This is a genomic window from Nitrospirota bacterium (assembly GCA_015233895.1).
Taxonomy (GTDB): domain Bacteria; phylum Nitrospirota; class Thermodesulfovibrionia; order Thermodesulfovibrionales; family Magnetobacteriaceae; genus Magnetomonas.
The window spans coordinates 1-13,530 of the sequence record JADFXG010000038.1; the positions used below are offsets into that span (position 1 = coordinate 1).

General features: G+C 41.6%; 13 protein-coding genes. 7 read left to right on the plus strand and 6 right to left on the minus strand.

Features of this window, described 5'->3' with window-relative positions; all coding sequences use genetic code 11:
- The first annotated feature begins 130 nt into the window (after window positions 1-130).
- Window positions 131-1,183: a bifunctional glycosyltransferase family 2/GtrA family protein gene (locus HQK88_15655; protein MBF0618237.1), complete on the plus strand. Its 1,053-nt coding sequence runs from the start codon at window positions 131-133 to the stop codon at window positions 1,181-1,183.
- A gap of 6 nt (window positions 1,184-1,189) precedes the next feature.
- Here the strand turns inward: HQK88_15655 and HQK88_15660 are convergent, their stop codons facing one another.
- Complete coding sequence (locus HQK88_15660) at window positions 1,190-1,450, minus strand: hypothetical protein (GenBank protein ID MBF0618238.1); 261 nt, start codon at window positions 1,448-1,450, stop codon at window positions 1,190-1,192.
- Here HQK88_15660 and HQK88_15665 point away from each other — a divergent pair.
- On the plus strand, window positions 1,428-4,406 hold the full coding sequence (locus HQK88_15665) for a phospholipid carrier-dependent glycosyltransferase (protein ID MBF0618239.1): 2,979 nt from the start codon (window positions 1,428-1,430) through the stop codon (window positions 4,404-4,406). The two genes, HQK88_15660 and HQK88_15665, sit on opposite strands and share 23 nt — an antisense overlap.
- 130 nt (window positions 4,407-4,536) lie before the next feature.
- Here HQK88_15665 and HQK88_15670 read toward each other — a convergent pair whose 3' ends face one another.
- Both HQK88_15670 and HQK88_15675 read right to left on the minus strand, forming a co-directional pair.
- A complete protein-coding gene (locus tag HQK88_15670; GenBank protein MBF0618240.1) occupies window positions 4,537-4,971 on the minus strand; it encodes a hypothetical protein in 435 nt (144 codons plus the stop codon).
- Between the two features lie 84 nt (window positions 4,972-5,055).
- On the minus strand, window positions 5,056-5,319 hold the full coding sequence (locus HQK88_15675; GenBank protein ID MBF0618241.1) for a hypothetical protein: 264 nt from the start codon (window positions 5,317-5,319) through the stop codon (window positions 5,056-5,058).
- A 115-nt stretch (window positions 5,320-5,434) separates the two neighbouring features.
- Here HQK88_15675 and HQK88_15680 point away from each other — a divergent pair, with 115 nt between their 5' ends.
- The 5 genes from HQK88_15680 to HQK88_15700 all read left to right on the plus strand — a co-directional run bounded on the left by HQK88_15680 (window position 5,435) and on the right by HQK88_15700 (window position 11,173).
- Complete coding sequence (locus tag HQK88_15680) at window positions 5,435-5,617, plus strand: hypothetical protein (GenBank protein MBF0618242.1); 183 nt, start codon at window positions 5,435-5,437, stop codon at window positions 5,615-5,617.
- A 29-nt stretch (window positions 5,618-5,646) separates the two neighbouring features.
- Window positions 5,647-7,170 carry a glycosyltransferase family 39 protein gene (locus HQK88_15685; protein ID MBF0618243.1) on the plus strand — a complete coding sequence of 508 codons (1,524 nt, stop codon included), beginning with the start codon at window positions 5,647-5,649 and terminating at the stop codon, window positions 7,168-7,170.
- Between the two features lie 445 nt (window positions 7,171-7,615).
- Complete coding sequence (locus tag HQK88_15690; protein ID MBF0618244.1) at window positions 7,616-8,608, plus strand: NAD(P)-dependent glycerol-3-phosphate dehydrogenase; 993 nt, start codon at window positions 7,616-7,618, stop codon at window positions 8,606-8,608.
- 9 nt (window positions 8,609-8,617) lie between these two features.
- Window positions 8,618-9,364 (plus strand): nickel pincer cofactor biosynthesis protein LarB, encoded by a 747-nt coding sequence (larB, locus tag HQK88_15695; GenBank protein ID MBF0618245.1) that lies wholly within the window; start codon window positions 8,618-8,620, stop codon window positions 9,362-9,364.
- A 3-nt stretch (window positions 9,365-9,367) separates the two neighbouring features.
- Window positions 9,368-11,173: a type II/IV secretion system protein gene (locus HQK88_15700; protein MBF0618246.1), complete on the plus strand. Its 1,806-nt coding sequence runs from the start codon at window positions 9,368-9,370 to the stop codon at window positions 11,171-11,173.
- Here HQK88_15700 and HQK88_15705 read toward each other — a convergent pair.
- From HQK88_15705 to HQK88_15715, 3 genes are all read right to left on the minus strand, one after another.
- Window positions 11,159-12,172 (minus strand): methyltransferase domain-containing protein, encoded by a 1,014-nt coding sequence (locus HQK88_15705; GenBank protein MBF0618247.1) that lies wholly within the window; start codon window positions 12,170-12,172, stop codon window positions 11,159-11,161. The genes HQK88_15700 and HQK88_15705 overlap by 15 nt on opposite strands.
- A 103-nt stretch (window positions 12,173-12,275) precedes the next feature.
- Window positions 12,276-13,079: a hypothetical protein gene (locus HQK88_15710; GenBank protein MBF0618248.1), complete on the minus strand. Its 804-nt coding sequence runs from the start codon at window positions 13,077-13,079 to the stop codon at window positions 12,276-12,278.
- Window positions 13,080-13,214: 135 nt separating this feature from the next.
- Window positions 13,215-13,454 carry a hypothetical protein gene (locus HQK88_15715; protein MBF0618249.1) on the minus strand — a complete coding sequence of 80 codons (240 nt, stop codon included), beginning with the start codon at window positions 13,452-13,454 and terminating at the stop codon, window positions 13,215-13,217.
- Between the last annotated feature and the right edge of the window lie 76 nt (window positions 13,455-13,530).

Below are 13,530 nucleotides of genomic sequence, written 5' to 3' on the forward strand. Positions count from 1 at the left end.
TTTCTTTTGTGGCTTCTTCATTTGGTATCCTATGGGCTATTACTTCTTTATAAAGTATGTCTTCTTGTTCTCTCATAACTTTTACAAAATCTTTGGCGTCTTTTTCTGCAAAACTTAGATTTCTGATGAATTGAATGCGGCTGTTACAGGCGGGGTTGTCGTTCTAATACCTGCTTATAATCCTGATGATAAGCTTTTAAGTGTCGTAACTGAGCTTGTGGCTTTTGGTTTTGAGCACCTGATTGTTGTTGATGACGGCAGCAGCCCTGAGTGTGCCGGTGTTTTTGCTAGATTAATGAATATCCAACAATGCCATCTGTTAAGACACGCAAAAAACCTCGGAAAAGGACGTGCCCTTAAAACCGGTTTTAATTATTTTTGCCTGAATTACCCTGATTCAGTCGGCATCGTTACAGCAGATGCCGACGGCCAGCATCTGCCAGCAGATATTGCCCGCGTAAGCACATCTCTTTGTACGCACAAAAATAAGCTGATTCTTGGTGCAAGGACATTTACAAAAGACATACCTTTCAGAAGCTACATGGGTAACGTCATAACACGATATGTGTTTTGGCTGCTTATAGGCAAAAAATTTTCCGACACTCAAACCGGTCTCAGGGGAATTCCACAGGAAATGGTTAAGAACATTTTAGACCTTGGCGGTGAAAGATACGAATACGAGGTCAACATGCTTATATACACCAAAGTTAGCCATGTGCCTATAGTTGAAGAGCCTATCTCTGCCGTGTATATTGAAAATAACAAATCATCACATTTTAATCCGCTTTATGATTCGATGAAAATCTATTTTTTGTTGATAAGATTTGTTTTTTCATCGCTTTTTGCGAGTTTATTGGATTTTCTTTTATTTACAATAATGTACAAAGTATCCTCAAGCATTTTAGTAAGTTTTTGGACGGCAAGATTTTCAGCAGGTACTGTTAACTTCTTTATTAATAAGCAGATAGTCTTTAAAAACAGCAGCTCTGCAGCGGTTACTTTGATAAAATATATCACACTGACTATTTCTCTCGGAACTGTTTCATTTTTACTGATTAAATTTCTGGCAAATAATTTAGGAATTAACGTGTTTATTGCCAAAGTGACTGTTGAGGTTGTTTTGTTTCTCATAAGTTTCTCTGCGCAACGGGATTTTATTTTTTATGATGAGAAGGATGTCTAATGATCATTATTTTGCAAAAATATAGTCAAAGGGGGTAAATATGAAAAAAGCAATTTCAGCGCTTGTTTTGGTTTTGACACTGTTTGGATGTGCAGCTACAGTGTCTGTGCCTGGTCCTCCTGTGGTAGAACCATATCCTGTATTGCCACCTCCACCGCCTGGACCTCCACCGTGGCATGCTCCGGCACCAGCGCCAGCACCACCTATAGCGCCAGCACCGCCTCCACCCGGGTGGTAAGATGTAATGAACCATTGTACATCCGGCACTCAGACGGATAAGCAGAAGCTAAGAGGCGTTTACTATGCACTTTTACTTTTCAGCGCCTTTTTGCTTCGCTCCGTGCTGGCTGTTTTGGTTGAAGGATACCCAAATGATATAGCCTGCTTTAAGGGCTGGGCTATACATAGCTCAAGTGCTGGTCTGGCCGGTTTCTACTCAGGAAAGGTGTTTGCCGATTACCCGCCCGGATACATTTATATACTGTATGTGATTGGAAAGATTCGCACAGTTTTTTCACTTAACTACGACTCCGCATGGTTTCTGTATCTTGTCAAACTGCCTCAGTTAATATCGGATATCGTTTTAACTCACATTATTTTTGTTACATCAAAAAAGCATCTGCCTTTAAAGTTCTCGTATGCTTTGGCTGTCTTTTATGCCTTTAATCCTGCTATTGTTATTAATTCCGCTCCATGGGGACAGGTGGATAGTTTCTACACTCTTACTGTTGTAATTTTTGTTATATTGGCAATTCAAAAAAGGCTTATTCCGGCATCTCTTGCATTTGCCTTTTCGGTGCTTGTAAAACCTCAGGCTCTTATGTTTGCTCCGATTTGGCTGTTTGTTCACCTAAATAAATCAGTCAAAATAAGAACACTCACCCTTAACACAGTGTATGCTTTAGCATTTTTTGCCGCCCTTGTCATTCCGTTTTCCCTGCATAAGGAACCACTGTGGATAGTTCATCATTATGCGGAGACTCTGTCATCGTATCCATATGCCACATTTAACGCTTTTAACCTGTTTGCGCTGGCTGGCGGAAATCTTGCTCCTGTAACAGAGAGGTTTTTTCTCCTCACATATAACGCGTGGGGACTCATGTTTATTGCCTTAACTGTAGTTTTTGCATTTTTTATCTACACTAAAAGGAGAGACTCTGGCACACTCATTTACTGTGCATTGTTAATAGTATCATCAATGTACGTGCTTGGCCCTAAAATGCACGAAAGATACCTGTACCCTGCACTTGCTCTTGCTCTCCTTACATATATCTATTTAAAAGACAGAAAATTCCTGTTTGTTTTTGCCGGATTCAGTGTCACATTATTTATTAATGAAGCATATGTGCTTGATTATGGCATAAGGAAGATATTTTTTATTCCGACAGATAATCCGGTTCTGTTGATAGTTTCAGCAGCAAATGTCCTCCTGCTTATGTATTTATTTAAAATCGGTTATGGGTTAACAAAAGTGCAAACAGTCGAGAAATCAGATAATATACCGTTTTATGTGCCCGTTGAAGAACAATACAACGGATTTACAAAGAATGACTACATTTTATCCGGTATTCTGGTTTTGGTTAACGCTGTCTTACTTATTTATAACCTTGGCACACTTTCATCTCCAGAGACGTACTGGAAACCAAAGGCTGCCGGTGAAGGGGTGTATTTTGATTTTGGAGGTAAAAAGGAAATTGCTAAAACATGTTTTTTCTCAGGGCTTGGTGATGGTAAATATACACTTAAACACTCAGACGATTTCACTGTGTGGCATGATGCTGCAAAATTAGAACAAAAGGCGGTCTTTGAATGGCGCTGCACAGACACACATGTTAAGGCAAGGTACATGATGCTTACAGTAAATAATCCCGGCGCAGAGCTTTATGAAATAGCATTTGTAAGTTTAACAACCGGTAAGGTAATCCCATTTAAAAACGTAATACCTTTTAAGTCCAATTCTGAGTCATCCGGCACTGCCTTAAAAATTACTGACGAACAGGGTACGGTTCCTCAGATGCCATCATTTTTTAACAGCACATATTTTGATGAAATCTATCACGCAAGAACCGGCTATGAGCACCTGCACGGCATTAACTACTATGAAACCACACATCCTCCGCTTGGTAAACTGTTTATCTCCCTAGGGATAATGATTTTTGGAATGAACCCGTTTGGATGGCGAATTGTTGGCGCCATTTTTGGCATTGCCACGGTGTTTGTCGTTTATGCCTTCGGTTTAAGGCTTTTTAAGAGCTCAAGATATGCCTTTATCTGCGCATTTCTAATGACCTTTGACTTTATGCACTTTGCTATGTCTCGCATTGCTACCATTGACGTCTATGCACTGTTTTTCATTGTTCTGATGTATTTCTTTATGTACATTTACATAACTGAGAGTTCCCGTACCGGTAAAAATTTGAGGATGCCACTTGCTTTAAGCGGATTGTCATTTGCTCTTGGGATTTCCGTTAAGTGGATTTGTGTTTATGCTGGCTCCGGGCTTTTCGTTTTGTCTTCGCTATTTTTGAAATATAAAAACTCTGGCATTAAAAACGGTATGATATTTAAAGCTATAGGTTTTGCGGCTCTGTTTTTCATAATAGTTCCCTTAATAATCTACACATTGAGTTATCTGCCGGTTAAGTCAGAGGGCAGAACGTGGCCGGCTACGGCAATTTTAAACCAAAAGGATATGTATGAGTATCACAAAAATCTGAAGGCAACGCATCCCTACTCATCGCAGTGGTACTCATGGCCGCTTATGGTGCGTCCGCTATGGGCATACTCCGGAGGGGATTATCTGCCAAAAGATGAAGTTAAAAGTATAACAATAATGGGTAATCCTGCCGTTTGGTGGCTCTTAATTCCGGCCTTTATCGTTATGCTTTCGATGGCTTATAAACAAAGTAGGTTTTCTCACGGCGTGATTGTTGTAACTGTGGGATTTTTAGCTGAGTACCTGCCATGGGTTATAGTTCCAAGGGTTACTTTTATTTATCATTTTTTTGCATCAATTCTGTTTTTAATCTTCGCTTTAACGTATGTAATCATGTGGTTAGAGGAGCAGTACTCCAGAAAATTCAAGCGTATCACCTATAGTTATCTTGTCTTAGTGTTTGTACTGTTTGCCATGTTTTATCCGGTACTTGCTGGGCTTACGGTAAAAAAAACATATATAAGCACATGGTTAAGATGGTTCAATAACTGGGTGTTTTTTAGTTAACCTACATAAATTATAAACGGGGGATTTATGAAAAAATCCATCCACAGATGACACAGATTTTACAGATAGTTGTTTCTTTCATCTGTGCCATCTTGCGGATTGTTTCTTATTATTTTAAAGATATTGGTTATTACTCAACTTTTCTCATCTCCGTACCACATTTACACTTGCCGGGCTTATCAGACACCGTGTTACATGTGCAATTATCAGTGCAACCACAAACGTACAGTCCCTTCAGGCTTACCCTTTTAACTGGCTTGCCACATCCGCACTTTGTAGGGTCGTCAGGGTTAAGCTTACATGTGCAACCCTTTCCGCATGTGCACAAAAGTGCTTCGTCACCTTCAATTTTCAGTATGTGCATAGCAACAGTCTTCTTGCCGCAAGCACATTTTCCGGGTTTTGTAAAAACTTTTTTACAAGCGCACTCATCTCCGCAGGAACAGACGTAAAGCACATTGGACGGGCCTTTGCTCTTTTTCTTTGCTCCTTCGGCCACAGTCAACCCTGCAATTAAAAGTACTACCAACATCAGTGCAGACATAACTACCGCTTTTCTCTTCATAAAACCCTCCTTAAAATTTTAGTTCAACAATCATGATTGTACCACAAACGCCAAATGAAAGGGTACGGTTTTGTGGAGAGAGTATTAGTTCATAATGCCGGCAATTTTCTTAGCTTCTGTAATGCGATCTAACATATCTTCTTTCAGTTTTTTCATTTTTTCAAAGTTTGCCCATGCTGTAAGCATTAGCCAGTTGATGGAATGCTCAACGGCATCCTCTGTCACCGAACGCCTTGCAAGGCGGTTTAGCAAATCCAAAGTGGAGGTTACTTGTATAAAGCCTGAGTTAGAAGCACTTATACCATTGTCTTCTCCGATTTGTTTAAAACCATCGTGTTTACTGTCCATTTTTGAGTACCCCCTTGTAAAATGATTACATGATTACATAAAGCTTACATTCTTTCAATATAAAAAGTCAACATATTTTTGTAGAAATCTTACATTTTTATGTTATACTTACCACGTGGTCGAAAAAAAAGAGCCAGTTGTCAGGGAAATACTTTCGACAAGAGTGCGTCCCGAGCTTATTAAAAAAATGAAATTCCTCTGTGTTGAGGAAAATAAACGTATGAATCAGTTGTTTGAAGAGGCTATTGAGCTGCTTCTTGTCGAATATAAGAAAAAAAAGGGCAGACTCTTTGATTAGTTATGTGTGTATAGTTTAGAACATTAAAAATGCTGAAAAAAATATCGATTCCGGTTGTTTTTTCATTAGTTTTATTTTTTCATGTCATCAAGCTGGATAAAATTCCTATAGGGCTTTTTGTAGATGAAACATCTATAGGCAACAACGCATATTTAATTGCAAAGTACGGATTTGATGAAAACAAAGTGCCATATCCTTTGTTTTTTAAGGCATTCGGCGAGTACAAAAATCCTCTGTACATATACGTAAATGCAATAGTGTTCAAAGTGCTGGGGTTTTCTGAGTTTAATCTTAGATTCACCAGTTTTCTGTTTTTTGCGTTATTTATAGTGGTGTTGTATTTTTTTATAAAACGGATTTTTCCTGATAATAAATATGTATGGCTTTATGCTCTCATAAGCGCCGGGACTCTCCCCTGGTTTTTCACTGTTTCAAGAATAGCATTTGAGGCTGTTTCACAATTAACTGTTGTGATACTTTTTTTGTTTTTTATTTATAGAACCTATGAAGAGGATTTTTCCACCTCCCCTTTTAACACTAAAAAGCTCTTTTTTGCAATTGCCTCAGGAGGGTTTCTGGGACTTTCCGTATATTCCTACACAAGCTCAAGGCTTTTAGCATTCCCCATGGCCATTGCAGTTGTTTTAATATACATACGAAGGAGATATTTTTTACGAAACATCTGTTTTATTCTCTCATTTATGGCATCGCTGATTCCGTATGCCGTCTTTGTACAAAAACACCCCGTAGCTCTTACTGTCAGATTTAAAGAAACCACTTATTTGTATGACCCTGCATTGTCTTATTTGGGAAAAGCACTGATCTTTGTCAAAAACTATATTTCCTACTTTACTCCACAGTATTTGCTAACCAAAGGTGATGCTAATCTCAGACTCGGAATCGGAAACTTTGGAGTTATATATGTAACGGTCTTTGGTCTTTTTATTTTTTGGGTATATCTTGCAGTAAGGAAAAGACACATCAAAGAAAACAAGTTTCTCAAATTGATTACAGCCTTTCTTGTCATATCCCCTGTGGCCGGCGCTATGACTTATGAGTGTCCACAGTCACTGAGGGGACAGCTTATCGGGCTTTTTTTGCTGATACTGTCAGCTTATGCCTTTGATGAGCTAAAAAACTATAAGTCAAGGAAATTGATAACCACTACTGTGTTTATCACTCTGATTGCACAGGCCACATTATTTATCACTCTGTACTTTTTCGTATATCCTCCTAAAACCGTTGAGGCTTTCATAGGCTATGGGTTTAAGTATGCCTTTAAAAAAGGAATAGACTATAATCCTAAAAAGTTAAATCTGGTTAATGATGAGTTTTTCACATACATTCGCTTTTATAAGTACGTACTTGAAAAAGAAGGCGGCTACTTCAATCCGGCACTATCTGATAAAACAAAAGGAACATGCTACTTATACTATGATAAAACCGAAAAGGCTGACCGTGCCCTCCCTCAGATATGTAAAGGAACAGAATATATTGACGACGGTATGAGCGGTTCGCGCTTCAGAGTCAGATGCTGCCAGAGCACAGAGTGAGGAAGTAGAGGCAAAGGAAAATAAGTAAGGGACAAAGATGTCAATTTAAAACAAGCAATAGAATATTTCATGAAGGCTCTTAAGATATATACCGAAAAAGATTACCCGACTGATTACAAACAAACGAAATCAAATCTTGATAAAGCACAAGGTATGTTGGGGCGTGAATAAATCTTTTAATCTGCTCGTCTGTTTAGCGGGCAGAGCTCGCTGTGAAACTTTTTAAGCGGCGGTACGCCGGTTAAAAAACTTAAAATCACTCTCACCCAAACAAGACATTAAACTAAACCACCCAAACGTTATCAACAAACTGAGGGGGCAAGGGGAAATTCCCCAAAGGGGAGACCCCTGATAATTAGGTAGGATAGGGTTTAAGGGGAAAGGGTAAAGCCCTTTCCCTTAGAATTTGTATATTATATACATCTTCATATATACTAAGACTTAGATTATGGAAAAGATAACTGTCATAGGAGCAGGAAGCTGGGGAACGGTGCTTGCCAATATGCTTGCGTTGAAGGGCCATACGGTTACGCTATGGGCTTATGAGGCTGAAACGGCTCAAGCCATATTAAAAACCGGTGTAAATGAAACCTTTATGCCGGAGCTTAAACTTTCGTTAAATGTAAAACCTACTAACGACATTAATGAGGCGGTTGATTCGGTAAAATATGTGATTTTTACCGTACCGTCACAATTTTTGCGTAAAGTCCTCAGTCTGCTAAAATCCAACTTACCGCAGGATGCAGTAGTTGTAACAGCTATAAAGGGAATTGAGAAAGTTACTCTTATGACAGCAAGCACTATAATAAGGGATTTCCTGCCTAATGAGGTCACGGCTTTGTCAGGTCCCAGTTTTGCAAGGGAGGTGGCGCTAAAAAAACCGGCAGCCGTCTCCCTTGGCGTTTTAAACGACAGTATTGGACGCACGTTGCAGGATATATTTAATACAGAATATTTTCGGGTTTATATAAATGACGACATCACAGGTGTAGAGCTGGGAGGCGCATTAAAAAACGTAATAGCCATAGCATCTGGCATATCGGACGGACTGTCTTTGGGATTTAACGCACGTGCTGCACTGATTACCAGAGGACTTTCTGAAATAGTCCGGCTGGGGGTTAAGATGGGAGCCCGTGAGCGCACGTTTTCCGGATTAAGCGGAATTGGCGATTTGGTTTTAACCTGCACTGGGACGCTTTCAAGAAACTACAGCGTAGGAAAGAAACTTGGAATGGGTATGACTCCGGATGAGATAGTTAAAAGCATGAAAGCAGTAGCTGAGGGTGTTGAGACCTCGCTATCAGCGTATGAATTGTCTGTCAAAAACGCCGTTGAGATGCCGATAGTTGAGCAAGTGTATAAGGTGATTCATCAGGGGAAAGACCCCGGCTTAGCCGTCAAGGAATTGATGTCCAGAGAGTTAAAACGGGAGTTTTAAGCTGCGGCGATGGACACAGAATCGCTAAAAAGTCTCTTAAACTCATTTAAAACCGGTATAGCCAGCCTTGATGATGTGCTTAAAACTCTTAAACACATGCCGTATGAGGATTTGGAATTTGCCCGAATTGATCACCACAGAGCGCTTATTTCAGGTATGGCAGAGGTAGTGTTTGGACAAAATAAAAAGACTGAGGACTCTATAGCCATTGCGCATAAGATTTATAAAGAAAACGGGAAAGTCCTGTTAACCCGCGTAAATGAGGATGTCTATAACGGGCTAAACATAGAGGGGGCCGCATACGACAAGGATGCCCGCGTTATTACGGCAAGCGTCAAAAACATTGAACAAACGGGTAAGGTGCTGATAATATCTGCCGGCACGGCAGACATACCTGTTGCTAAAGAGGCGGCACTTACGGCATCCTTTTTAGGGAGCGCTGTTGAGACACTGTTTGATGCAGGTGTAGCCGGGCTTCACAGAATACTAAAAAACATGAGGCTTTTTGACTCTGCAAACGCAATAGTTGTAATAGCCGGCATGGAGGGAGCGCTTCCCTCCGTAGTTGGCGCTCTTACCGACAAACCTATCATAGCTGTCCCAACATCCGTAGGATATGGCACATCGCTTGGCGGATTAACCGCCTTGTTTGCTATGTTGAACTCATGTGTTCCGGGCATAGCGGTTATGAATATAGATAATGGTTTTGGGGCAGGGTGTTTTGCACACAAAATCAACATGCTGTCAGTCAGGTAATAAATGAGCGCTGATAAATCCTTAAAACCTCAGCGTCTTACTGTGGACTTTACTGTTAAGGCGCTCCTAACTCAGCATATAATCAGCAAAGAGCAAGCTCAGACAATCTCCAAAGAGTATGAAATACGGCGGATGAGTCTCCAAAAAGTTCTTGACTCTGCTTTGGCAAGAAAATCCGGCAGCATACGAGAGATAGTCTCCCCTGCTGAGGTTATTGCCTCATACGAGCTTGAACTACTGGAAAGCCCCGGAAAACTGATTAATGAAGACATTATAACGGAGGCATTAGCTAAAGAAATCAAAATGCCTTACAAAAAGCTTGACCCCCTGAAACTTGACCTTGCAGTTGTAACCGGACATGTGCCCCGCCCATTTGCACTTAAATACACTCTGACCCCTATTGAGGAAACCGGAGACTCTGTTGTCATAGCTGTGGCTGATCCTTTTAACATGGAGGGGATAGACAGTTTAAAGCAGTTAAAAAAAATAAAACCTCAGCTAGTGCTGAGTTCCCGCACGGATATAATTAAAATAGTGCGGGAGTTTTTCGGGTTTCATTCATCGATAGCCGCAGCAAATGCCCAACTGAAACCGACCACTGATTTAGGCAACCTTGAGCAGTATGTTAAGATGAAAGGACATGGCGAAATAGAAGTGACTGATTCGCATGTGATTAACGCCGTTGAATATCTGATGCAGTATGCCTTTGATCAGAGGGCAAGCGATATACACATTGAACCCAAGCGGGATAAGTCAGTGGTGAGACTCCGCATAGACGGAGTTATGCACTATGTACACTCTATGCCAAAACCAGTTCATGCTCCTGTGACCTCCCGTCTTAAGATGATGTCAAGGATGGATATAACGGAACGCCGCCGCCCGCAAGACGGCAGAATTAAAACAACCTATAAAAACAAAGAGCTTGAACTCAGAGTTTCCACTCTCCCTGTGGCTTTTGGAGAGAAAATCGTAATAAGAATTTTTGACCCTGATGTGCTTATGCAAACTGTGGAAAATTTGGGTTTTTACCCGCGGGAGTATCAGCAGTTTAGTTCATTTCTGAACAGGCCTAACGGTATAATTATGGTAACAGGGCCAACAGGAAGCGGTAAGACCACCACCCTGTACTCCTCACTGAGGGCGTTGTCCTCACCGGAGGTTAACATCATAACCATAGAGGATCCGATAGAGATGGTTATTGAGGATTTTAACCAGGTGGGAGTGCAGGCAGGTATTGGGGTTACGTTTGCAAACATTTTACGCACTGTGCTTAGACAAGATCCGGACATTATAATGGTCGGTGAGATTAGAGATAAAGAGACCGCAGAAAATGCCATCCAGTCAGCTCTCACTGGCCATCTCGTACTTTCCACCCTTCACACAAACGATGCGCCATCAACAATAACCCGTCTGCTTGATTTAGGAATTCAGGCGTTTCTAATTTCTTCGACAATTATAGGTGTAGTTGCACAACGGCTTGTGCGGAAAATCTGTCCGCACTGCAAACAGGAAAGAAAGATGATTCCAGATGAGATAGACTACCTTCAACTTAAACCCGGCAGTTACGTGGTGCACTACGGCGAGGGCTGTATCGAGTGCCGGGGGACCGGATATAGGGGGCGGACTGCTATATTTGAAATCATGGAATTAACCGAGAGGTTTAAGAGGCTTCTGACTCCCAATGCAGATGCCGCAGATCTTTACAAAGCGGCAAGGGCAGACGGAATGGTGACACTGAGGGAGTCAGCAATAAGAAAAATGCTTGACGGAATTACAACCTACGAGGAGGTTGTTTCAATGACCGGTTGATGCTTTTCGTTTACCGCGTCCTTCTATCCCGTTATACCCATAGTGTATTTCCACATCTTCAAGTTCTGCCACTTTAAAGAGTGCCCTTACCTCATCTATGTTAAGCGGGTTATCGTAGGCAGCCGAGAGAAAGTCAAAGGTATCTAAAAGCGCCCACTCCTTTAATACCTTCTCACTGAGATCATATACCCCCCTGTAGTCAGCCATGCTAAAGATAAGACTAAGTTTTCTGCTGCTTATTCCGGTTAACTTGTGAAACAGACCGGTTATCGGATACAGAAAATTCACGTACTTTTCACATAACCTGTACAAGGCTTCAGGTGAGAGGCGTGTAGTAACAGGCCGGATGTAGTACTTTGTCATTAAAAGGTCTTTGTACCACTTGTTAAACTTACAGTAAACATCAATTGTCAGACGGCCTCCGGGCTTTAAAAATGGCGGCAGGGAAAGAAACGCACCTCTTACATCCGGAGTGTGTTGAAGAACTCCTATGCACAGCAACTTGTCAAAGAAATCCCTCCTAACAGGAAGTTTATATATATCTCCTTGTACTATGAGGAGGTTTTCGTTATCACCGTGAGCGGCATAATTGGCCTCAACAGCATTACTGTAATCAATTGACACTATAAAGGCTCCTGTTTGAAGCGCTATCTCTGTGTAACGTCCGGCCCCCGAACCAATCTCCAGAATGGTCTCATTTTGGAGATTTCTCTCCCACTTTGTCTCATTAAAAAACCTCTCCTCAGTTATCTTAAGCCCTGTATAGGAATCCAAAAGTGTCTTTGGATGCTTATTCCATTCAAAGCCAAAACTTGCGGCATAGTTATTAATTGGAACAAAGCGCGGTATAAATCTAATTATCTGGTACACTTCTGTGCAGCCAGTGCACAGAAGTGTACCCTCTTTAATTTTATCTCCAACACTTTCATCCACCTGATGGATGCCAAGCCGTCCCCTGCAGTGAGGACAACGTAAATACTCTAAATGTGCTTTTCTCACAAACTCAAAACTCCCTCTTCCGTTACTATACCAACTTGCCTTTCATTATATAGCCTTGCGTATTCTAAGCATAACCTTACAGCTACGGTCTGGCCGGAGCTCCTTAATGTCCACTGCTGAAAGGCGGCTTAGTAGTATTTGTGTTTCCGCTAAGCCCAGAAGTATTTATGTTTCCGCCCTGTCCAGAAGTATTTGTGCTTCCGCCCGGCCCAGAAGTATTTGTGCTTCCGCCCGGCCCAGAAGTATTTGTGCTTCCGCCCGGCCCAGAAGTATTTGTGCTTCCGCCCGGCCCTGGAGCATTCGAACTTCTGCCTGGTCCTGGAGCATTAGGATTTCTACCTGGTCCTGGGGCGTTGGGATTTCTGCCCGGTCCTGGGGCATTAGGATTTCTGCCCGGCCCTGGTGCGTTCGGATTTCTGCCTGGCCCCAGAGCATTCGGATTTCTGCCCGGCCCTGGTGCGTTCGGATTTCTGCCTGGCCCCAGAGCATTCGGATTTCTGCCTGGTCCTGGGGCGTTGGGATTTCTACCCGGCCCGTGAACATTCGGATTTCTGCCCGGCGGGGGATTCGGATTTCTACCCGGCCCATGAACATGGGGATTTCTGCCTGGCGGAGGATTTGGATTTCTACCCGGCGCATGAGCACTTGGGGCTCTGTGAGGTGGGGCATTTGGGGCTTTAGGAGGCCTTTCAGCAACCAACACACCATTACTTTTGCCGGTAAGGGCATCTTGTAATGAGACAGGTGACACGCCAATGACAACAAACTCATTGGACACGTCGGTAGAATAATAAATAGCATCCGCCGTGTATTTATCGCCTGAGGAATTGTTAACGTTGGCAGAGGCGGCTACTGAATAAAACACAATAACGCACAACACACAAAAACACAAAATAAATCTCTTCATACTCTTACCCCCCTTGTTAAGATTAACTAATTAGTACTCTAAGCAATTTTTAAGAACTCTGTCAATACGTTTTACTTTACCACGAATCCACCATCAAAATAAATCGTAATGTCAATTTTAGGAATTTTAAGAATTTTAGAGATCAGTTGTGAGTATATAGAGTTTTACGCAGTAGTTTTCATACTCCCCAACAATACATACACCTTCTAAAAACCCGCAGGCAAACTCTATATCCCTTACGCAATCTCCTCCCATAAGGTTTAACATTATCAACGAAAACAATATCTCCCTATCCGTCCACCACTGTTTACCAATACATATTTTCAGATTCTTATCTATTAATTTTAACAGCCCCGATGACTCTGCCAAATCCATATACAACGGTAACCCTCCTAAAATTGACATTACGATTTATTTTGATGGTGGATTCGGGTTAGTTTCAAAAAGATAA

What these genes read in the sequence shown, in the direction of transcription:
- HQK88_15665 (MBF0618239.1), top strand. Translation starts at nt 1,428, where the DNA reads ATGAACCATTGTACATCCGGCACTCAGACGGATAAGCAGAAGCTAAGA.
- HQK88_15670 (MBF0618240.1), bottom strand. Translation starts at nt 4,971, where the DNA reads ATGAAGAGAAAAGCGGTAGTTATGTCTGCACTGATGTTGGTAGTACTT.
- HQK88_15675 (MBF0618241.1), bottom strand. Translation starts at nt 5,319, where the DNA reads ATGGACAGTAAACACGATGGTTTTAAACAAATCGGAGAAGACAATGGT.
- HQK88_15685 (MBF0618243.1), top strand. Translation starts at nt 5,647, where the DNA reads ATGCTGAAAAAAATATCGATTCCGGTTGTTTTTTCATTAGTTTTATTT.
- larB (MBF0618245.1), top strand. Translation starts at nt 8,618, where the DNA reads ATGGACACAGAATCGCTAAAAAGTCTCTTAAACTCATTTAAAACCGGT.
- HQK88_15700 (MBF0618246.1), top strand. Translation starts at nt 9,368, where the DNA reads ATGAGCGCTGATAAATCCTTAAAACCTCAGCGTCTTACTGTGGACTTT.
- HQK88_15710 (MBF0618248.1), bottom strand. Translation starts at nt 13,079, where the DNA reads ATGAAGAGATTTATTTTGTGTTTTTGTGTGTTGTGCGTTATTGTGTTT.
- HQK88_15715 (MBF0618249.1), bottom strand. Translation starts at nt 13,454, where the DNA reads ATGGATTTGGCAGAGTCATCGGGGCTGTTAAAATTAATAGATAAGAAT.